Origin of the sequence: Streptomyces sp. NPDC058145 (genome assembly GCF_042884245.1) — a bacterium.
Classification (GTDB): Bacteria; Actinomycetota; Actinomycetes; order Streptomycetales; family Streptomycetaceae; genus Streptomyces.
In genome coordinates this window covers 387,960-408,259 of the sequence record NZ_JBHVUH010000004.1, presented here as the reverse complement: position 1 = coordinate 408,259, position 20,300 = coordinate 387,960, and the positions used below count along the sequence as shown (strand labels likewise).

Here is a 20,300-nt window from a genome sequence, read left to right as displayed (position 1 = left end):
ACCGCATGACGCGGCAACGGTCAAGACAGCCTCCGGCGGGGGCGCTCAGGCTCCGAGATGGACGGGGCACCGTTCGCGAGCGCCGGTCGAGTGTGGCGTACGCGAGGAGCTCCCATCCCGTCTACCGTCAACCCAGGCAGAGCCGAGCAGACGCGGCCCCTGGCGTCCAGGTCGTTCGTACAGTGGCGCGCTCCACCTGGACGCCAGGAACCACGCCCGCTCCACGGTGTGTGGGTCGACGGCAGACGGGATGGGAGCCGGGTGAGTAGTTGGTTGAGGTGCATAGGAAGTGCGAGGCCCTGGCTATCTGCTCGGCTCGCCATCGAAAAGCACTTCCCCTTCAAGCAGAGCGCCGCTATCCACTCTGATCAAGCTCCCCATGGCGGTTACCGCGATTCCTCGGCCCCGCGCTTCAGCCGCCCTCTCATAGTCGCGCTCACTCACAGGGATCTGAACATCGAAGACTGCATCATCGACCCCTGAACGAAGCACGATTGAATACCGGGTTCCCCAGTCCGCGATTCTTCTATCATCGATTTGCAGCGCAACGACCTGGCCGCGAACTTCGGTGTACTCCACCGCAGGCAATGCCGGAGCAGCAGAAGACGCAGGCCGAACCTTCGATCCCCCCAGCGCGCCCGCCACAAAGGGCCCATCATAATTTCCGGCAAGGATCTCTCTAACCCGTGGCCCGGTCATGCCGAGCTGCCTAATCGCGTCAGGCTTTAGAGTGATGCCTCTATCGGGAATGCGGACAGGAGTTCCACGGTCAGGCGCCCACCTGAAGGAGATTTCCACAGCCTGAAGCCCTGACACCGCAGACAACCGGTGCACGGAATCTGCTAGCGCCACCACGAGAGGAGCGAACTCATCCCTAACTGCGGAGTGCCTATCACCAGCGATAGATTGAACACGCCAAAGCCCGATAGCCAGGTTTTCCACCACTCGGCGGGCGAAACTGGCAGCTTCTCTCTCACTTACTCGCGGGCCGGAGAGGATCGGAAAAACAAAGCTGCCTTGCCGAGTATGACCAAGGGCAACGTGATTCCTGATGTAATGTGCCGCTTGGGGTCTCATGCGCCCGGTCAACTCTTTACCGGGACTGGCGGTGTAGCGGGCCGACGCTTTCAGCATACGGTGTGCGACGCTCAGGACTCCACCGGCCTCATCAAGACTTACGGAATCACGCAAGTCTCGGTCGCCAGAAATCCTGAACAAGAGAACATCAGTGTCGCCTAGGCGAAGTCGATGAGATAGTTCATGGGCGTCGATCGCATAGTAGTCAGCGACCGCCTTCAAGAATTCAACATACCTTCGCTCGAAGTCTCGAAATTCGCTATTTATCGGCAGGAGATAGATTTCGGAATCGTCTTCGCCATCAAGCTCTACCGGCTCTGCCCATTCCTCAAGGAGACCCTCCCTTCTATCGACTAGATCCCAGCCTTGCGCATGCATGTAACGCGAAGTGCGCGATGGAGGGATAAGTGATGCGAGGGCGTAGAAATCATCGGTTAGATTTTGACTCATCGCCCACCTCCATCACCCAGAACCTTGATTTCGCTCTTGATGTATTCGCTGTCGAATAGGCGGTCGCGCCGGAGATGCACCGTCCCGGACTCCTGTCCGTCGGGCAGTGGGCGCCACTCACGCGGGTCTGACATAAGCATGATGCCATCGAGGGTCATGCGATCTCCCTCAGTGACAAACTGGGGGATCTCGGTACCTCTCGGGAAGATGTGTGCCACGAACTTGATCGGCAGGAAGGCCGGTGCCCGGAGGTTTTCGTACTGATGCCGCGGTAGCGAGATCGCGAAGTCGCCACCGGCCAAGGCCCGGACAGTGCCGCCAACGCTGCTCGCCTTGATCTGGACATCGAAGCGCGGGCGTCGGCGTCGATGCGGGCCAGAGCCAATGATCGTCACGTCTAGGCAGTCGTAGTCCAGCTGAGGATCACTGAGGAAGCAGCCTGCGCCGGTCGCCAAGAGGCCCAACGTCAAGTAGCTGACGCGTTCCTTGAGCGCGCTTCCTGGTGCACCCAGGCGGCGAAGGCCCTCCTCACTCACGCTTTGCACCCTCGCCTGGTCACGCTTCTAAGTACCCAATTTCTGCTGGCCGTTACACCTCCGCACGACGGTACCCACGGAAGAGAAGGCCCGAGGGTCGGTTGGTCAGGATGATCACAATATGCACGTTCTTGACGTGGTCGCGGCCATATCTGATCATCTCTAGTCAAGATCCAATGAGCCGGCCATACTCCCGTGCATGCCTACGGACGCCAACGAACACGACGAGTCGAGAGCCCCGGACGGGACGCCGTGGTGGGAGGTCTCCATCCGGCCCGGCACGAAGAAGCAGCGGTTCGGCCAAGAGTGCCGATTGGCGGCCTGGCTCTGGTTCAAGAAGGACGTCGGTGACACGTTCACGATGCGGGAGCTCCGCACCGCTCTTGGCCCCGACATAGCCGAAAGCTCAGAGCACCTGAACCGCAGGCTGCGGGAACTGCGGAAATGCGACTGGGTCATCCCGTCACAGCGGAACGACGCCAGTCTCGCCCACGACGAGTACCGCCTTGAGGTCAAGGGGGGAAAGCTGTGGATCGACAGCGAGCGAGCGAAGTACGAGAAATTCGCCCCAAGTGCCCGGGTCCGACGGTTCGTCATGGAGCGCGATGAGTCTCGCTGCAGGATCTGCGGAGTGGGTGTGGACGAGGAGTACCCCGGAGAGCCTGGAACGAAGGTCCGACTGACCATCGGCCATCTGGTGCCGCAGGAGCGGCTTAAGTCCCGTGGCGCTAGAGATGACATGGACAACTGGCGCGTTGAGTGTTCTCGCTGCAACGAGACAGTTCGAGACGAAGTGCCCGACCCAGAACAGTACGACGAAGTCCTCGCGGGGTTGAAGCGGCTCACTAGCAAGGAAGCGGGCGAGCTCCTCAACTGGATGCGTAAAGGTGAGCGCCCCCGATCAAGGGTTGACCAAGCCTACGACCGTGCGCGCAAGCTGCCCCACAATGACCGGGCGGCGCTAATCGATCACCTTGCCAAGCGCCTCGGCGAAACTAGCTGATACGAGAGCGGGATTCGGCAAAGCGTGCGTGCCGCTCGTGGTCTTCCTGCCCTATGAAGCCCTTGAAGCCTGCGAGCCGGTACGCACGGCCGCCAAGCTGGTCATCCTCATCGATCACGAAGTCTCTAGCGAGCATGGCCATGCGTCGCTCGAAGGTGGAGGAATCGATCTTTTCTCCGGCCAGCTTGACTAGCTCCTTCTCCGTGAGTGGAGCTGGCGCGTTCTTGAGGGCGAGGTAGAGCCGGTCATGCATGACCTCGTTCTCCACCTCGGACAGCTTTTTAGGCTTCCCCTTCCGGTTCAATGCATCGGCGATTGACGTACCGACCGCCCTAGCCACCGGTGGAGGGAAGGCATTACCGATCTGCCTGTACTTCGACGTCTTGCGGCCTGTAAATTCCCAGGCATAGTCCGGGTCAGGCCCCCACCCCTGAATGCGCTGCACCATCTCCGTCGTGAGCTTAGGCACGAAGTCAACGGGGTCCGAATCACCCGGAGCGAAATTAGCGACGCCCATCGCGTCTACACCGAGCGCGCGCCAAGCAGCCTTGGCACGAGTCGGGCCAAGATCGGCTCCGCCATGTTTCTTAGAGCCGCCCACAATAGTGGGTGCAATGTCGTTGGCCTTCTCTCTCCACGCCTCAGCACCTGGCCAGCCATTTGCTGCCATCAGGTCAAACAGTGCTGTCCCGACAGTTTCCTTGCATGGTGTTTTTTGGGGCCACTCGAACCACGGGGCGTCTTCATTGCGCAGCGCGACCAAGACGAAACGGGGCCGCAGTTGCGGCACGCCATAGTCATTAGCGTGCAGAAGCTTCCAGTCGGACCAGTAACCAAGTTCTTTTAGCCGGTCCTTAACGTGCTGGCGATATGCGGAGAAGCGCGGCATAGAAAGCCCTCGCACGTTCTCCAAAAGGACAGCCCTCGGCTCCATCTTCGAGGCAAGTTCAACGGCCCATGCGAAAAGGTCCCGCTCGTCAGTGGCGCCCAACTGCTTGCCCGCAATGGAGAAGGGAGGGCAGGGAACTCCGCCAGCGAGCAGGTCAACGGGGGGGACCGCCTTAGGGTCCCAGACAGTCTCGTCAGCTACGTCACCGTGCCGCACGTCCCAGTCTGGGCGATTCTTCTTGAGCGTGTTCACCGCATTCTCATCGAGCTCAACGGCGAGTGCATGCTCGAATCCTGCGAGCTCCAGGCCGAGCGACTGGCCGCCAGCGCCCGCGCAGATCTCCACGGCCGTCAGATCAGCCACGCTCGTACCTCCAGGTCGTGATTGCACAGGTCTACCATCCTGACGCATCAAACACCGAGGGTCTGACAGTCTTGGCTACGGTGTAAGCGATGGCACTCAACAGTGACCCCGCAACGTCGACGCCGCCGACTCCCGGCCGCTCACGCAACATGGCCGCGATCAAGCGGCGGGACACCAAGCCGGAGCGAACCATCCGCTCCCTGCTTCACGCTGCAGGCAAGCGGTACCGCGTGGACGTCCGCTTGCTGCTGGAGGGCGCGCGGCCGCGGCCAGACATCCTCTTCACACGCGCCAAGGTGGCTGTCTTCGTAGACGGGTGCTTTTGGCACTGCTGCCCCGAGCACGGTCGGCAGCCTGGTGTAAATGGCGGCTACTGGGGGCCGAAGCTAGAGCGCAACGTGGCGCGGGACAGGGCGGCCGACGAGGCCCTGACAGCCGCAGGGTGGGTAGTCGTCCGCGTGTGGGAACACGAGCCTCCAGAAGAGGCCGTGGAGCGCATCATCAAGGTTGTGGACGCCGCTGCCCCGCCTAGTCGAGGCGCCCGAACTCAATGAGGTCTTGCACCGCGTCCTCTTCCCTGCGCAGAACGATCCGACCGTCGCCACTGCTGTAGGCCAGCACAGAGCTCCCGGGCGATAGCCCTGCCTCGGCGAGCACCCCGAGGGGAAGAACGACTGAGCCGTCTTCAGCGATCGTCAACTGGATAGGTTCCCTGAGCACGGGACAGAGCCTCCTATGCCTCGGCGGCCCCCGCAAGCAACGGGCGGCAGGCAGCGCAGATCAGCGGGGCAAGTCGGCTGTGACGGGCTTCCCTCGACCGGCAAAGCGGGCCCCGGCGCTGGTCTCAGTTCTGGTCTCATTCGCAGACGTACCGCCCCGTCCAGATGAGTACCTACGCAGGTCGGACATCAGGGTGGCGAGCCCTCATAAACGCAGGTGAACGGCTGCGTACGGCCGTCCAAGGCACACCAGCACACTTGGAAAGCGTGTTGGGGCAACCCCTCACGAGTTCGAATCTCGTATCCTCCGCCAGTGCCTCACCGGGCACGATGTCGAAGGGCCCCACTGTTCGCAGTGGGGCCCTTCGCGGAACCGGCAGAACTGGAGACCGCACCACCGGGCTGAGCGACCGACGCCTTTCCGACCGGGCCCGTGAGCGCACCCGCGGACCAGTACCCGTCAGCCACTCGTCTCCGGGTCCCACCCTTCCGGCCCCGCTCCGCGCCAGTCGATCCATGGGGCCTCGGCCACGTCCGCCGGGTCGATCTCCAGCCCGGCTCGGCGGAGAAACTCCGCTATGTCGGCCACGTTGTGGGCCAGGCCGAGGATCTCCCCGTCCACGCGCACGCGTCGGCCTCCGGAGGGCGACGGCGGATGCACGCTCACGCGAATCGGTCCGGACATGCCCTCGGACTCGTCCGGGACGTGCGGGCCCGCGTTCCAGCGCGTCATCGGTGAAACCGCTCGCTCATGAGCCCGTCCGACCGTCCCAGCTCACGAAGCTCCCACCAGGCCGCGGGGCCGGGGCGCCGTCGCCGCCAGTACGGATGGAAGAACGTCTGGGTCGACAGCCGGTACAGACGCCGGCGCAGATCGGTGCGGCCAGGATGCTCGGCGAGCTGCCGGTACGTGGCACTCCACTCCTTCTGAGCCTGCGCGAGGTCGTCGGGGAACGTTCGCATGACTGAATTCAATCACGTGTTCGATTTATGAGGCCAGCTGCAGCGCTTGGCCGTCGAAGGAACGCCGCTACCGGATGTCCGATCCCTACCTGCGGTTCTGGTCGGCGTTTCTGGATCCGCCCATGTCGGAGATCGAGCGGATGCGGGGAGATCTCACCAGCACCGGGCGGCGATCACCGACGAGCCCGTGCCGCTCGTGGGCGGTCTCGCGCAACGGGATCGACTGCTCCGGGCCGCAAGCGGCGTACGGACCCGAGGAACTGCTCGGCGCATGGCGCAGGGCATGTGCGAGCGCCCGGGGCCCGGCCCGCCTCACCGGCTCCGGGGCCGCTGGTCCACCGTGGAACGGCGATGGGCGAGGCCGAGTGCCGCGCCGAGGGCGAGCAGGGCGCCCAGGGCCGCGTAGCCGTGGGTGAGGGTGGTCCGCGAGGCGACCACCGCGACCAGCAACGGTCCTCCCGCGTCACCGAGTTCACGGCCGAGTTCGGCGGCGCCCATGGTCTGGCCCAGGCGTTCCGGCGGGGTCGAGGAGGCCAGGGCGGCGAAGCCCAGCGGGGTGATCAAGCCGGTGCCGGCGCCGATCAGGGCCGCCGCGGACAGCACGCCGGCCAGGCCGGGCAGCATGGCGCAGCCCAGACCCACGGCCGCCAGCAGCAGACCCGCCGTGAGTCCGCTCCGTGTGGTGAGGCGGCCCTCGTCCAGAGCCCGCCCGGCCCTCGGCTGGAGGACCGCCGCGCACGCGGCCAGCACCGACACGGCGGCACCGGTGGCCACCGGGCCGAGCCCGGCGGCCCGGCCGGAGACCGGCAGGAACCCCACCCCGGCCGACAGGGCGGCGGTCGCCGCGGCCAGTGCGGACGTCGGGGCGAGGAACGCCGGGTCGGCCAGCCGCCGGGCCAGGTCCAGCACCGTCTGCCGGACCTTGGGCAGCGGGGCCACGCCGGGTACGGCGGCGGTGGCCCAGACGGCGACCACCGCGCCCAGTACGGCGAGGACGGCGAAGAGCAGCCGCAGCCCGCCGACCCGGACCAGGACGCCGCCGAGCAGTGGACCCAGCGTGTAGCCGACGGACTTGCAGAAGCCGTAGCCGCCGAACGCGCGACCGTGCCCGGCCGCCGGGTTCAGCCGGGCGACGAGCGCGGATGCGGACGGTGAGAACGCGGAGGCCGCGGCGCCCTGCCCCAGGCGCGCCGCCCAGAGCCAGCCCGGGCTGTCCACCACCGCGTACAGCGCGGAGGCGGCGGCGAAGGCCACAAGGCCGCCGAGCAGTACCGGACGGGCGCCGATCCGGTCGGCGAGGGTGCCGAACACCGGCTTGAGGACGACCTCGGCACCGTCGTAGAGGGCGAGCAGTCCGCCCAGCACCAGCAGGGAGGTGACCGCGCCCGCCGCGTCACTGCCGAGGCTCGCGGCGATCCCGTGCGCGCCGAAGGCCGTGGTGAACCCGGCCGCGTACAGCGGCCACATCTGCCGGGCCGACGCGGACCGCGCGGTGCTCGCCCGGCTCATCGGAGGTCCCTCTCCCCGCCCTTCGGCAGCTCGCACCGGACGGCGCCACCACGCCGGGACGGCCCTTGACCGTACCCCGCTGAGGGCCGGGCCGGGAGGCGCGGCAGGGCAAGGACGCCGACAGAGCCGCTGTGCCGAGCGGTTCGGCCGGGGCAGGACGGCCTCGCTCGCTCTCGGGTCGCCCAGTGGTGCTATCAAGGGGATATGGAGGTATTTTCCGGGCACTCTCCGGGCTCGGCGGAGCATGGGTCCGCCGGACGCCCGCAGGCGCGTCGTACCTCCCTGCTGGACCTGCGCAGTGTGGCCGGGCAGGTGCTCCTGCTGCAGATCGTGGTCGTGGTGCTGCTGGTGCTGACCGCGGTGGCGACCGTGATGCTCCAGGCGGCCCGTGACGCGCTGCGGGAAGGACGCCGCGAATCGGTGATCGCGGCCCAGTCGTTCGCGAGCGCCCCCGGCGTGGCCAGGGCGCTGCGGAGCCGGGATCCGACGGCGGTGCTCCAGCCGCGGACCGAGGTGGCCCGCAAGCGCTCGGGCGTCGACTTCGTCGTCGCCATGAACACGGAGGGCATTCGCTACACGTATCCGTACCCGAGCGAGATCGGGAAGAAGTTCGTCGGCACCATCGGGCCGGCGCTGCGGGGGCAGACAGTCGTCGAGCAGGCCGGCGGGCCGCCGCTGCCGACGGGCAGGGGGACGGCCGTGCAGGCGGTGGTCCCGGTGACCGACGCGCGGGGCAAGGTCGTCGGCCTGGTCTCCGCCGGGATCACGGTCAGGAACGTGGCGGCGCTGTGGATGCCGGAGCTGCCGATCGCCCTGGGCGCGGGCGCGGTCGCGCTGGTGCTGGCCGTGACCGGGACGACCCTGGTGTCCCGGCGGCTGCTGCGGCAGACGCGCGGCCTGGCCCCCGGGGAGCTGGCGGAGCTGTACGAGCACCACGAGGCGGTGCTGCACGCGGTGCGGGAGGGCGTGTTGATCACCGACGCCGAGGACCGGCTGCTGCTGGCCAACGAGGAGGCGACGCGGCTGCTCGGGCTGTCGGACGACGCGCGGGGGCGTCCGGTGTGGGAGCTGGACCTGCCGGAGCCGGTCCAGCGGCTGCTGGCCTCACCGGAGGCGGTCACCGACGCGGTGCATCTCGCGGGGGACCGGCTGCTGGCGGTGAACAAGCGGCCCACGTACCCGCGGTCCGGGCGCAGAGGCAGCGTGGTGACGCTGCGGGACACCACGGAGCTGGCGGCGATCACCGGCCGGGCCGAGGTCTCGCGGCAGCGGCTGAACCTGCTGTACGACGCCGGGGTGAGGGTCGGCACGACGCTGGACGTGGGGCGTACGGCCCAGGAGCTGGCCGATGTGGCGGTGCCGCGGTTCGCCGACCTGGTGACGGTGGACCTACTGGACGCGGTGCTGCGCGGGTGGGAGCCGACGGCGGAGGGCTGGCGGCATCTTCGGCGCGCGGCGATCGCCGGCGAGCAGCGGAAGGTGCCGGTGTACCCGCTCGGTGAGGTGATCACCTTCTCGCCCCTGGCCCCGCAGATGCGGACGCTGCAGGAGGGGCAGGGCATGCTGGAGGCGGACCTGCGGCAGGCCCACGGCTGGCGGGACCAGGACCCGGAGCGGGCCCGGCTGTCCCTGGAGTGCGGGTTGCGTTCGCTGGTGACCGTGCCGCTGCGGGCCCGGGGTGTGCCGCTGGGCGTGGCGAACTTCTACCGGCGGCGCGAGTCGAAGCCGTTCGAGCCGGACGACCTCCACTTCGCCGAGGAACTGGCCGCGCGGGCGGCGGTCGCCATCGACAACGCCCGCCGGTTCACCCGGGAGCACGCGATGGCCGTGACGCTTCAGCGCAGTCTGCTGCCGCGCGGGCAGCCGGAGCAGGACGCGCTGGAGGTCGCCTGGCGGTATCTGCCCGCGGAGGGCGGGGTGGGCGGCGACTGGTTCGACGTCATCCCGCTGCCCGGCGCCCGGGTGGCCCTGGTGATGGGCGACGTCGTCGGACGCGGACTGCACGCGGCGGCGACCATGGGCCGGCTGCGCACCGCGGTGCACAACTTCGCCACCCTGGACCTGCCCGTGGACGAGGTGCTCGGGAACCTGGACGACCTGGTCGTCCGCATGGACAACGAGGAGAGCAAGGCCGTGGAGGGCCTCGAGGGGGAGGGTGTGACCGGGGCGACCTGCCTGTACGCGGTCTACGACTCCGTGACGGGCGCCTGCACGATGGCCCGCGCGGGACACCCGGAACCGGTGCTCGTGCACCCCGACGGCACGGTCGCCTGCCCGGGCGTTCCGGCGTCGGCGCCGCTCGGCCTGGGCGGCTACCCCTTCGAGACCGCCGAGCTGTCCCTGCCGGAGGGCTCACAGCTGCTGCTGTACACGGACGGCCTGGTGGAGGACCGCGGCCAGGACATCGACGTCGGCATGGAGCGGCTGCGCCGGGCGCTGGACGGGTCCGGGGACCGCACTCCGGAGGAGACCTGCCGGACGGTGATCGACACCCTGAAGCCGGCCCACTCCTCCGACGACATCGCGCTGCTGGCGGCACGCACCCGGAGGTTCCCGCCCTCGCGGGTGGCCGAGTGGGACGTGCCGGCGGACCCGGCGCTGGTCCCCTCGGCGCGGGCGCGCTGCCGGGAGACGCTGCTGGAGTGGGGGCTGGAGGAGGCCGGGTTCACCACGGAGCTGATCCTCAGCGAGCTGGTCACGAACGCGATCCGGTACGGCTCACCGCCGGTCACCGTACGGCTGCTGCACGGACGCTGTCTGAGCTGCGAGGTGTCGGACGGCAGCAGTACCTCGCCGCGGCTGCGGCGGGCGGCGACGACGGACGAGGGCGGCCGGGGCCTGTTCCTGGTCGCGCAGTTCGCCCAGCGCTGGGGCACCCGGTACACGAGCCGCGGCAAGGTCATCTGGACGGAACAGCAGCTGCACGACGGCGCGACCACCGCCGCCGGACACGCGCCGGTCGACTTCCTCCTCGAACAGTTCGACGACCTGGAGCTGTGAGCCCGGCCCGGTGCTTGCGCGGTCGGTCAGCCGAGCCGCTCCGCCGTCAGCTTCCCGACGCCGGTGGCCAGGGCGTCCGCCACCGCTCGCGGGGGTGTCTCGGGCGCGCCCTGGACCTTCTCCGGGCGCGAGGTCCGCGCGGCCAGCGGCAGTTCCACCTGGACGCCTCCGGCGCGGGTCAGGTTCACGGGGTTGCGCGGGTTGAGGCCCCGCAGCCCGTTCGGGATCAGCTCCAGGTCCGTCACGGTGTCGAAGGCGGGGGTGAGCAGGGCGAGCGGGCGCCCGAGGACCCTTGCCGCCTCGCGGTTGGCACCGCCCAGGAAGATCGAGCGGGGGGCTTCGGGACGTAGGTGGCCGTGCAGGGAGACCGTCAGGGACACATGGGAGAGGAACTCCCGCAGGGCCTCGCAGGATGCCTCGGACATCCGGTGCGAGGGGATGTGGACCGGGGAGCCGAAGGGCTGGGTGAAGACCAGTGCGGTCGCTCCCGTGCGGGCCGCCACCTCGTGGGCCAGTTCCGCCGTACCGCCCTCCTTGGCGCCGTGCAGGGCCAGCAGACCGATGTCCGACCGGATGGTCAGAGCGGCCTTGAACTCCACGCCCTCGATGATCACTCGCTCGCCGTGCTCCATCACGCCCCTCTCCCCCGGGACCGTCACCGCACCACCCGTACGGTCTTCGACACGGTCACCTGGTCCACGTCCGACACCCGCACCGTCACCCTCATGGTCCACGTCCCCGGGATCGGCAGGGCGAAGGAGTCGGCCGCCCAGTAGCCGCCGCGGTCGGTGACCCTGGCGTCCAGGGGGCCGACCCGCTGGGCGGGGAGGATCATCGCGAGGCGGAGTTCGGGGACGGCGGCCAGGCCGCCGTCGGGGCCGTAGACCACCGCCTGGACGGAGTTCGTGCCGACCCGGCCGGGGTCGAGGGTGATCTGCACCCTGCCGTGGCCGCCGGGGGTGCCGACGTCGAACGGGATCGTGGTGACCGAGGCGGCCGGGACAGCGGCCGGCGTCGCCTCGGACCGCGCCGCCTCGGCCGCCGCCCGGCCCGGCAGGGTGCTGGTCAGGAGGGTGGTCAGGACGAGGACGACGACACCTGTGGCCAGTTCGGCCAGCACCGGGCGGCGCAGCTGGTGCGGGGCGGGGGCCGACGGGGTGTCCGGTCCGGTGGGCTCCGGCCGGGGTGCGGCGGGGAGCGGCGGGCCGGTGGCCGGCTCGGGGACGCGGACCGGGCGCGCCGCCGGGGACGGACTCGCCAGGCGGGCCGTCCACCGCCGGGAGCGGGAGGCGGCCGCGAGGAGCAGGGCCACCGCCGCCAGTTTGGCCAGCAGGATGTGTCCGTACGTCGTACCGGTGAGCGCCTGCGGGGAGCCGAGGCCCCGCCAGGACTGGTAGACGCCGGTCACCGCGAGGACCGTCACCGAGGCGACGGCCAGGCGGGAGAAGCGGGCGACGGTCCGCGCCACCGGCTCCGGCGTTCCCACGGGAGCCGGCTCCACCGCCGTGTCCCGGCGCAGTGTCAGCAGCAGGGCCGCGAGGCCGCCCAGCCAGGCGGCCATGGCCAGCAGGTGCAGGGCGGCGGAGGCGACGGCGACGGGTACCTGCGGCCCCGCCGAGGCGTGTTCGGCCGCGGCCCAGGTCAGGGAGAGGGCCACGGAGCCGAGCGCGGCCGAGGCCGGCAGGGCCCGGCGGGGGACTCGCCGCCGCAGGCCCCGGCGCGGTAGCAGGACGCAGGCCGCGGCCAGGAGCAGCAGGATCAGGCGGGCGAGCAGGAGTTCACCGGGCCGGGTCGTGGCCGTGCGGGTGAGCGAGGACAGCACGAACGCCCGCGTGGGGGAGGTGCCCTCCTCGTAGGGCGCCCTCAGCAGGAAGAGGGCGGCGGTCGAGACGAGCAGGATCCACCAGGCGGCCAGTGCCGGACGGCGCAGCCGGGCCCGGCCGGGCGGGCGGCAGTACGCCACGAACGTCACCGTGCCGAGCAGGAGCGCCACGGACAGGTAGGCGAGGTAGCGCGCGATGTTGTAGAGGCTGGTCGTCGCCCGGTTCTCCGCGCGGTCGGGGAGCGGGCCCGCCGGTGCCGCCGTGCGCTTGCCCACCGAGAAGGTGAGGGCCCCGGACACCGGGTGGCTGTCCGCCGAGACCACCCGCCAGGTCACCGTGTAGGTACCGGTGCCGAGCCGGGCGGGCAGCGGTACGCGGGCCGTGTCGGAGCGGCCGGGGGCGTGGTCCGCCTCGCCGGTGCGGAGGCGGTGGTTCTCCGGGTCGTAGACGCGGAACGAGTCGGTCAGCAGGCCGACGGACTCCGTGAAGGTCAGCGTCACCCGGCGCGGGGCGGACTTCAGGACGGTGCCATCGGTGGGGTCGGTCTCGCGCAGGGCCGCGTGGGCCGAGGCGGGGACCGCGGTGCCGAGCAGCAGCAGGAGCAGGCCCGTGCCGAGCACGGTCAGCCGCCGCAGCCACCGGTGTGCGTCGCGCACCTCACCCCTCCGTCCACCGGCCCGGGCGGCCGCATGCGCTCCGGGTACGTCAAGCCTCCCCATACGTACGCGGCGATCGGCCGCCGTGCTCACCGCACCGGCCGCCCGGTGTGTCCGGAAGGACGGTCCTCGTCCGGGCGGCGCATCGGGCCGGATCTCCCGGGAAGGCTGCCTCCCGGTCCAGGAAGGCCAGTTGGGCGTGTTTCGCGGGCAGGTACACCCCGGGGATGTCGACCTCGGGCAGCACGACAGCGGGGCCCTGCTCGAAGCCCTGGCGCCAGAAGCGTTCGACCGCCCTGGTGTTGCGGACGTCCGGGTCGACCACGATCCGGCGGCGGCCGAGCCCCAGCAGGGCGTACGCCGTCACCCCGGTCAGCAGGGCCGAGGTCCAGCCGGGGCGCCGGCCGGCGGATCCGGCGGGGGCGAGGAGCACATGGACGCCGATGTCGCCGGGGCGGACCGAGTAGCACTCGCCGACCCGGTCGGCGCCGGGCTCGTAGGTCTGCAGCAGTGCGGCCGGTTCACCGTCCTTGGTGACGAGGTGGGCGTGGTGGGTGTCGAGGGTGGCCATGTGGGCGTAGATTTCGGCCACTTGGGAGCGGGTCAGGCCGGTCATTCCCCAGAACGCGGCGCGCTCCTCGCTCACCCAGGCGTGCACCACCTGCGCGTCGCCCGCCGGGTCTAGGGGACGGATGCGGACGGTGCCGTAACCGTCGATGTGCCGTTCGAACAGGTCAGACATCGTTCTCCTGGGTGTCTTCGGCGGTGAGCAGGGCCCAGTCGGTGACGACCGGGGCGAGCTCCCCCTCGAGCCACAGGGGGAGTTGGTCGCGGTGGTGGGGTGCGCCGGGGACGCCGTCGGCGCCGAAGGGGACCACCCAGCGGCTGTCCTCGCGGCGCGCGAGGTCCCAGACGTAGCGGGCGGCCGGGCCGCGGGCCGCGAGGTCGGTGAGGCCGGGGACGGCCGAGGTGCACAGCACGCAGTCGTGGTCGCCGGCCAGGCCCGGTTCCGCGTACGGCTCCTCCCCCGGCAGGGCCCTCCAGGGGGCGAGCCGATGGGTGTCCGACCAGGTGCCGGCCGGTTCCGCGGCGGCGGTCGCCACCAGGGCGTCCCGTACGACGGCGTCCCGGTCGACGCCGTACGACTCCTCCGCCGTCAGCAGGTGTTCGAGGGCGTGGCCGATGCGCGGGACGAGGGCCAGCCAGGGGAGCAGGACCTCGGGGTAGGCGGGCGGTTCGGTGAGGGCGGCGAACGCCGGGTGGGCGGCGAGCCGGCGCACGACCGCCGTGCGCACCGCGGCGTAGGCCGCGGCGCCGGTGCTGCCGGCGTCCATGCGGCGGTCCCAGGCCAGCAGCCGGTCGCGGAGGCGGCCCGCCTCGGGGGTGAGGCCGTCGAGGGCGGCGACGCGGTCGAGGAGCGGACCGGCCGAGGCGAGGTGGGTGTCGGTGTGGACGGTGTGCAGGTCGGCGGCGGACCAGACGGGGCGCTCCTGGAGCAGGGCGCGGATGCGGGCGGCGCGGTGCGGCGGCGCGAACTCGACGCCGAGGGGAGCGGCCGGGCCGCGCTGGTTGGCCATCACGGCGATGCCGTCGGCCAGTGGGGCGTACGGCGTCTCGTGCCAGCCGCGCCACTCGTGGCCCGGCCGCCAGGCGGGGACCACCCGGACCCGGTTGTCCGCCGCGCGCACGGGGACGCGGCCGGCGACCCGGTGCAGCAGACCGCCTTCGGTGTCGGCGGCCTGCACGACGTTGACCGGCTCGGCCCAGCCGTCGAGCGCCCGGTCGACGTCGCCGACCCGGCGGGCGCGCAGGAGGGGGAGCAGACAGCCGAAGCCGAGGTCCTCCGTGACGCGGGGCGGGTAGCGCAGGGCGAGGGCGGTGGGCGGCTCGGTCGGGCCGGTCTCCTCGTCAGCGGCGTTCCGGCCGTGCGGCGGGGTGGCCGTGACGCCCGCCTCCAGGCCCTCCGGACCGCCGGCGATCACCGGCCCCCGCTCGGTCTCGAGCACCTCGATCCCGACCGGGGCCTCCCCGGCGACCTCCACGGTCTCCGTGTGCCGCAGTGCCCGGCGCCAGACCCCGTCGGGGCCGAGCGCCTCCACGCCCGCGCCGGTGCGCCGCAGCCACTCCCGGTAGACGTCCTGGTAATCGGCCATGGCGTTGGTGATGGCCCAGGCGACGGTGCCGGTGTGGCCGAAGTGGGCGATGCCGGGAACACCGGGGACGGCGAGGCCGATGACGTCGAACTCCGGGCAGGACAGGCGGATCTGCTGGTAGACGCCCGGGTCCTCGATGAAGCGGTGCGGGTCACCGGCGACGATGGGCCGCCCGGTGACGGTGCGGTCGCCGGACAGGAGCCAGCCGTTGCTGCCGGCGGTGCCGGGGCCGTCGGTGGCGAAAAGGCCGACCGATTCGGGGCCGAGGTGCCGTATCGCCTCCTCGCGCCACAGCTTGGCCGGGAAGCCGGCGAACAGGATGTGCGTGGCGAGCCAGACCCCGAGCGGGGTCCAGGGCTCCCAGCGCCCCGGGGCGAGAGGGGACCGCGCGAACTCGGGCGCCCGGCGGGCGCCGTCCGCCAGGCCCTCGTTGACGCCGTCGACGTACGCCCGGACCCAGTCCGCCGTCTCGGGGTCCCGGCCGGCCAGCGCGCCGAAACAGCGCCTGGCGGTGTCGTCGAGGCGGGCGCGGCGGGCGAACACGTCCCAGGAGAGGGCGGCCGCGCCCAGGAAGGAGGCCGAGGTGCCACGGGCCCGGTGCCGCTCGACCTCGAGCTGCCAGGCGCGGTCGAGGGCGGTCACCCGGCCCTGGGCGCGGGCCAGGGCGCGGGCGTCGGCGGCCCGCAGATGGGGGATGCCCCAGGCATCGCGGTGGATCTCGCTGGTCACCTCGGAGCAGCTCTCCATTTTAGGTAAGCCTTGCCTAAGTTGATGCGCGAATCGTACGCGACTCCCGGCGGCCGGGGGAGAGAAACCTTTCGCGGGGTTCACGGGTCCGGCGGGGCAGCGTTCACCAAGTCGAGGAGTCTCGTCGCGCAGAGCCGTCACCGCGGCCGCCGTGCTGGCCGCGGTCGCCGCCGTCCCGCTCACCCCGGTGGCCTCCGCCGCCGCGCCCTACAAGGGGGCCAACACCGCCGCCGTACAGGACGACTCAAAAGGTCCTTCCGGTCCGTCGCCGGCCTCACCGGGCCCGAGTCGCCGGCCGAGGTGCGGGCGCACAAGCAGGAGACGAAGGCGGCGGCCAAGTCCGCCGCGGCGGCGAAGACCACGGGCAAGGAGACCTCAGCCGGATGGTCCCGCCCGGGTGGCGGGGCCGCCCGGGACGATCCGAGCATGAACCATGACCGAGGCACCCAGCGGCGGCCCCTCCTGGGACCGTGAATACGACGACCGGAGCGTCCACGGGGGTCACGCCCCGCAGGGACGCCACGAGCCCGAACCGCCCCTCGAAGGGCCCCTGCACGCCCTCTCCCGGGCCGCCTGGCAAGTCGTCCTGGGCACCGGGATCGCCTCGCTGATCCTCGGCATCCTGGTGCTGATCTGGCCGGGCCCCTCCCTGGCCGTCGCCGGAGTGCTGTTCGGGCTCTACCTCGTCATCAGCGGCGTCTTCCAGCTGGCCGCCGCCTTCGGCACCCACCAGCGGACCTCGCTGCGCGTGCTCGCCTTCATCAGCGGCGCCCTGTCGATCCTGCTGGGCCTGTTCTGCTTCCGCGGGCCGATGCAGTCGACCCTGCTGCTCGCCCTGTGGATCGGCATCGGCTGGGTGATCCGGGGCATCACCCAGACCCTGGCCGCCGCCTCCGACTCCCGTATGCCGGCCCGGGGCTGGCAGATCTTCCTCGGGGTCGTCACCTTCGTCGCCGGCATCGTGCTGATCGACTCGCCCTTCACCTCGGTCACCGTGCTGACCCTGGTCGCCGGCTGGTGGCTGGTGATCGTCGGCATCGTGGAGATCGTCACCGCGATCCGCGTCCGGGGCATGGCGCGGCAGGTCCCGCGCACGGTGTGAGGCCGGCGGTACGCCGAACGGGCGTATCCCGGGCGGCGCGCGATGCGGCGGGGTGGCCGGGCGGGCACAGACCCGGTGTGAGCAGGACCGCGCGCATCCCCCGCAGCCGTACCTGGCTGCGGGTGCTCGTGCTGCTCCTGGCGGTGTGGGTGCCCGGCGCCCATCTGCAGGCCCAGGCGGCGCCGGCCCCGGCCACGTCGGCCGGCACCTCCGAGCACGACCACCTGGACACCCTGCCGCGGCCGCCCGCCCGCGTCTCCCATCCGGCCGGGGCCCCCGAACGCCCCGCGCCCCTGCCCGAACCGGCGCCCGCCCCCGCGGCGGCGCCTCCGTGCCCCGCGCTGCCACGGCCGCCGGGCGCCGTGCCCCTGCTGCGGACGGTGGTCCTGCGCTGCTGACCGGGCCTTTCCCCCAGCCCAGTCAGCTCTACGCGAGGGACGACCATGCCCACAGACCCGTACGCGGTCCTGCGCGCCCTGCTGCGCGCGGAGGCCAGGCGCAGCGCGCCGGCCCGGCCGAAGGACACGAACCCGCAACCGCAGGGGCCGGCGAAGGAGGACGGCCGCTGATCAGCAGGCGGAGGCGGTCACCGCCTCCGCCGTGCGGTACCGAACAGGGAGCGGGTGATCTCGCGGCCGATCTGGGTGCCGACCGAGCGGGCCAGTGACTTGAACATGCCGCTGCCCACCACCTGTTCGACGAGCGACGGCTCCTCCTTCGGCGCCTTCGCCTCCGCGGTGCGGGCGGCCTCCGGGGCCCGCGCGGGCTCCTGGGCCCGGCCCGGCTCCGGTGTCTCGGCCGCCGGCCGCTCGCTCAGCCGCTCGTACGCCGACTCTCGGTCCACAGCCTGTGCATAACGTCCGTGGAGCGCGGACTCCCGCACCGCCTGGTCCAGCCCCGGCCCGTCCACCGGGCCCATCAGGGACTCCGGGGCGCGCAGCCGGGTCGCGGCGACCGGGGTGGGGGCACCGGTCTCGCTGAGCACGGTCACCACGGCCTCACCGGTGCCGAGGCCGGTGAGGAGCTCCTCGAGGTCGTAGGCGGAGTCCGGGAAGGTCTTCACGGTCGCCTTCAGGGCCTTCTGGTCGTCCGGCGTGAAGGCCCGCAGCGCGTGCTGGACACGGTTGCCGAGCTGGCCGAGGACGTCGGACGGCACGTCCTTCGGGGTCTGGGTGACGAAGAAGACGCCGACCCCTTTCGAGCGAATCAGGCGCACGGTCCGCGTGATCGACTCGAGGAACGCCCGGGAGGCGTCGCCGAACAGCAGATGCGCCTCGTCGAAGAAGAAGACCAGCTTGGGCCTGTCGGCGTCGCCCACCTCGGGCAGGTCGTGGAAGAGGTCGGCCAGCAGCCACATCAGGAAGGTGGAGAAGAGCTGCGGTCTGTCCTGGACGGCGGGGAGTTCGAGGACGGAGACGACGCCCCTCCCGTCCGGCGCCGTCCGCAGCAGCTCGGCCGTGTCGAACTCCGGCTCGCCGAAGAAGTCCGCCATCCCCTGCGCCTCGAAGGCGGTCAGCGAGCGCAGGATCACCCCGGCCGTCGCGGTGGACAGCCCGCCGATGTTCCTCAGCTCGGCCTTGCCCTCGTCCGAGGTCAGGAAGGCGACCACGGCCCTGAGGTCCTTGAGGTCGACCAGCTCCAGGCCCTTGGTGTCGGCGTAGTGGAAGATCAGGCCGAGGGACTGCTCCTGGGTCTGGTTGAGCCGGAGCACCTTGGACAGCAGCACCGGCCCGAAGCTCGTGATGGTGGCCCGCACCGGGATGCCGTGACCGAGCCCGCCGAGCGCGAGGAACTCCGCGGGGAAAGCGGCCGGCGTCCAGCTCTGGCCCACCTCGGCCGCGCGCCCCTGGACCCGGCCGTTCGACACGCCCGGCCGGGAGATGCCGGAGAGATCGCCCTTGATGTCCGCGAGGAAGACCGGCACGCCCTGCGCGGACAGTTGCTCGGCGATCAGCTGGAGCGTCTTGGTCTTGCCGGTGCCCGTGGCACCCGCGACCAGTCCGTGCCGGTTGAGCATGGGCAGCGGGATGCGCACCGGCACCCGCGCGAGACACCGGGCGTCCCACAGCAGGGCCCCGAGATCCAGGGCGGGGCCGGTGAAGGCGTAGCCGGCCCGGATCCGCTCGGCCTCGGCAGGGAGCGTCTCACTGTCACTCATCCACGGCCCCTGTCTCCGATAGCACCCGGTATGAGCGCCTTCGCTCCGGCATTTCCAGCGTCGCACTGCGGCGCCATGGCTGCGCCCGGAACGTCTGGACCGGTAGGCTTTCCGTGTGATCTTCAAGCGCATCGGAAACGGCCGGCCGTACCCCGACCACGGCCGGGAAAGCACCCGGCAGTGGGCGGACGTCGCGCCGCGCCCGGTCCGCCTCGATCAGCTCGTGACCACCAAGCAGCAGCTCGATCTGGAGACCCTGCTGGCCGAGGACTCGACGTTCTACGGTGACCTCTTCGCGCATGTCGTGAAGTGGCAGGGCGACCTGTACCTGGAGGACGGCCTCCACCGAGCGGTGCGCGCCGCGCTCCAGCAGCGCCAAGTGCTGCACGCGCGCGTGCTCGAACTCGACTGATCCGCACGACACGGCCGTTGCCCCTTTCGGGTTCCGCTGAGCGGCGTCTGCTGATCATCTAATAGGCATCGCCGCTCGGGCGCACTACGCTGCGCTCATGAGCATGCTGACTCCTCCCGGCATGGGCGGCCAGTACCGGGTCACGGGGGACAAATACCCTCGGATGCGTCCTCCCCGGCGGCGCGGCAGGCTTGTGGCCGCCGTCGTGGCCTCCGTCGCCGCGCTGGGCCTGATCGGCTGGGGCACTCTGCAGCTCATCGACGTCTTCACCGGTGGCGGCAAGAAGTCCGCGGCGGCCGGCACCAAGGCCGAGTGCCCCGTCGCGAAGGCTTCCGCCGCGCCCGTCAGGGTCCTGCCGGAGCCCCGCACGATCACCGTGAACGTCTACAACGCCACGACCCGCAGCGGGCTCGCCAAGGCCACCGCGGACGAGCTGAAGAAGCGCGGCTTCAAGATCGGCGACGTGGGCAACGCGCCCAAGGAGTTCGACAAGAAGGTCAAGGGCGCCGGGGTGCTCCTGGGCCCCGCCTCCGCGCTGGACACCTCGCTACCGGTGCTCGCCACCCAGCTGACCGGCGCCGAGCGCCGTACCGAGGCCGGCCGCAAGGGGGCCGGCCTCGACCTGATCATCGGTGACAAGTTCGGCAGCCTGACGCGGCGGGCGGCCGCCGACCAGGCCCTCGCCCGGCTGAGTGAACCGAAGCGGACGACCGCCGCGTCGCAGAAGGGCTGCTGAGCGG

The 20,300-nt window shown here is 71.0% G+C and carries 18 protein-coding genes and 3 pseudogenes; 10 read left to right on the top strand and 11 right to left on the bottom strand.

What is annotated here, in order from left to right; all coding sequences use genetic code 11:
- Window positions 1-303: 303 nt before the first annotated feature.
- Window positions 304-1,527, bottom strand: a complete 1,224-nt coding sequence (locus ACFVVO_RS11865) for a hypothetical protein (protein ID WP_390053964.1) — start codon at window positions 1,525-1,527, stop codon at window positions 304-306.
- Window positions 1,524-2,063, bottom strand: a complete 540-nt coding sequence (locus ACFVVO_RS11860) for a hypothetical protein (RefSeq protein ID WP_390053963.1) — start codon at window positions 2,061-2,063, stop codon at window positions 1,524-1,526. The genes ACFVVO_RS11865 and ACFVVO_RS11860 overlap by 4 nt, the downstream gene beginning before the upstream one ends.
- Before the next feature lie 199 nt (window positions 2,064-2,262).
- Here ACFVVO_RS11860 and ACFVVO_RS11855 point away from each other — a divergent pair, with 199 nt between their 5' ends.
- Window positions 2,263-3,066: an HNH endonuclease gene (locus ACFVVO_RS11855; protein ID WP_390053962.1), complete on the top strand. Its 804-nt coding sequence runs from the start codon at window positions 2,263-2,265 to the stop codon at window positions 3,064-3,066.
- Here ACFVVO_RS11855 and ACFVVO_RS11850 read toward each other — a convergent pair.
- Window positions 3,059-4,318 carry a DNA cytosine methyltransferase gene (locus ACFVVO_RS11850; RefSeq protein ID WP_390053960.1) on the bottom strand — a complete coding sequence of 420 codons (1,260 nt, stop codon included), beginning with the start codon at window positions 4,316-4,318 and terminating at the stop codon, window positions 3,059-3,061. The genes ACFVVO_RS11855 and ACFVVO_RS11850 overlap by 8 nt on opposite strands.
- A gap of 89 nt (window positions 4,319-4,407) precedes the next feature.
- Between ACFVVO_RS11850 and ACFVVO_RS11845 the strand changes: the two genes are divergently transcribed.
- Entirely contained in the window at window positions 4,408-4,872 is a 465-nt protein-coding gene (locus ACFVVO_RS11845) for a very short patch repair endonuclease (RefSeq protein WP_390053958.1), read from the top strand.
- Between the two features lie 625 nt (window positions 4,873-5,497).
- Here ACFVVO_RS11845 and ACFVVO_RS11840 read toward each other — a convergent pair.
- Window positions 5,498-5,722: a hypothetical protein gene (locus ACFVVO_RS11840; RefSeq protein WP_390054136.1), complete on the bottom strand. Its 225-nt coding sequence runs from the start codon at window positions 5,720-5,722 to the stop codon at window positions 5,498-5,500.
- A gap of 44 nt (window positions 5,723-5,766) precedes the next feature.
- Entirely contained in the window at window positions 5,767-6,000 is a 234-nt protein-coding gene (locus ACFVVO_RS11835) for a hypothetical protein (RefSeq protein ID WP_390053956.1), read from the bottom strand.
- A gap of 29 nt (window positions 6,001-6,029) precedes the next feature.
- Between ACFVVO_RS11835 and ACFVVO_RS11830 the strand changes: the two are divergent.
- Window positions 6,030-6,284 (top strand): annotated as a pseudogene (locus ACFVVO_RS11830) (ATP-binding protein); the annotation flags it as partial.
- A gap of 28 nt (window positions 6,285-6,312) precedes the next feature.
- Here the strand turns inward: ACFVVO_RS11830 and ACFVVO_RS11825 are convergent.
- Complete coding sequence (locus ACFVVO_RS11825; protein ID WP_390054135.1) at window positions 6,313-7,467, bottom strand: MFS transporter; 1,155 nt, start codon at window positions 7,465-7,467, stop codon at window positions 6,313-6,315.
- Window positions 7,468-7,713: 246 nt separating this feature from the next.
- Between ACFVVO_RS11825 and ACFVVO_RS11820 the strand changes: the two genes are divergently transcribed.
- Window positions 7,714-10,509 (top strand): SpoIIE family protein phosphatase, encoded by a 2,796-nt coding sequence (locus ACFVVO_RS11820; RefSeq protein WP_390053955.1) that lies wholly within the window; start codon window positions 7,714-7,716, stop codon window positions 10,507-10,509.
- A gap of 26 nt (window positions 10,510-10,535) precedes the next feature.
- Here ACFVVO_RS11820 and ACFVVO_RS11815 read toward each other — a convergent pair whose 3' ends face one another.
- From ACFVVO_RS11815 to ACFVVO_RS11800, 4 genes and pseudogenes are all read right to left on the bottom strand, one after another.
- Window positions 10,536-11,141 (bottom strand): poly-gamma-glutamate hydrolase family protein, encoded by a 606-nt coding sequence (locus ACFVVO_RS11815; protein ID WP_390054133.1) that lies wholly within the window; start codon window positions 11,139-11,141, stop codon window positions 10,536-10,538.
- Between the two features lie 23 nt (window positions 11,142-11,164).
- Window positions 11,165-13,051, bottom strand: a complete 1,887-nt coding sequence (locus ACFVVO_RS11810; protein ID WP_390053953.1) for a copper resistance protein CopC — start codon at window positions 13,049-13,051, stop codon at window positions 11,165-11,167.
- Window positions 13,052-13,145: 94 nt separating this feature from the next.
- Window positions 13,146-13,730: pseudogene (locus ACFVVO_RS11805) on the bottom strand (GNAT family N-acetyltransferase); the annotation flags it as partial.
- Entirely contained in the window at window positions 13,723-15,870 is a 2,148-nt protein-coding gene (locus ACFVVO_RS11800; protein WP_390054132.1) for a penicillin acylase family protein, read from the bottom strand. The pseudogene ACFVVO_RS11805 and the gene ACFVVO_RS11800, both read right to left, overlap by 8 nt.
- Before the next feature lie 267 nt (window positions 15,871-16,137).
- Between ACFVVO_RS11800 and ACFVVO_RS11795 the strand changes: the two are divergent.
- The 4 genes and pseudogenes from ACFVVO_RS11795 to ACFVVO_RS11780 form a co-directional block, all read left to right on the top strand.
- Window positions 16,138-16,248, top strand: a pseudogene (locus ACFVVO_RS11795) (Fe-S cluster assembly protein HesB); the annotation flags it as partial.
- A 73-nt stretch (window positions 16,249-16,321) separates the two neighbouring features.
- Window positions 16,322-16,990 carry an HdeD family acid-resistance protein gene (locus ACFVVO_RS11790; RefSeq protein WP_390053952.1) on the top strand — a complete coding sequence of 223 codons (669 nt, stop codon included), beginning with the start codon at window positions 16,322-16,324 and terminating at the stop codon, window positions 16,988-16,990.
- Window positions 16,991-17,067: 77 nt separating this feature from the next.
- Window positions 17,068-17,388 carry a hypothetical protein gene (locus ACFVVO_RS11785; protein WP_390053950.1) on the top strand — a complete coding sequence of 107 codons (321 nt, stop codon included), beginning with the start codon at window positions 17,068-17,070 and terminating at the stop codon, window positions 17,386-17,388.
- Between the two features lie 45 nt (window positions 17,389-17,433).
- Window positions 17,434-17,559, top strand: coding sequence for a hypothetical protein (locus ACFVVO_RS11780; protein ID WP_390053949.1), 126 nt, complete (start codon window positions 17,434-17,436; stop codon window positions 17,557-17,559).
- A gap of 17 nt (window positions 17,560-17,576) precedes the next feature.
- On the opposite strand, the gene ACFVVO_RS11775 is transcribed toward ACFVVO_RS11780, so the two are convergent.
- Window positions 17,577-19,148, bottom strand: coding sequence for a helicase HerA-like domain-containing protein (locus ACFVVO_RS11775; protein ID WP_390053947.1), 1,572 nt, complete (start codon window positions 19,146-19,148; stop codon window positions 17,577-17,579).
- 115 nt (window positions 19,149-19,263) lie between these two features.
- On the opposite strand from ACFVVO_RS11775, the gene ACFVVO_RS11770 reads away from it, so the two are divergent.
- Both ACFVVO_RS11770 and ACFVVO_RS11765 read left to right on the top strand, forming a co-directional pair.
- Window positions 19,264-19,560: a type II toxin-antitoxin system VapB family antitoxin gene (locus ACFVVO_RS11770; RefSeq protein ID WP_004943146.1), complete on the top strand. Its 297-nt coding sequence runs from the start codon at window positions 19,264-19,266 to the stop codon at window positions 19,558-19,560.
- A 97-nt stretch (window positions 19,561-19,657) separates the two neighbouring features.
- Window positions 19,658-20,296 carry a LytR C-terminal domain-containing protein gene (locus ACFVVO_RS11765; protein ID WP_390053945.1) on the top strand — a complete coding sequence of 213 codons (639 nt, stop codon included), beginning with the start codon at window positions 19,658-19,660 and terminating at the stop codon, window positions 20,294-20,296.
- Window positions 20,297-20,300: the final 4 nt, after the last annotated feature.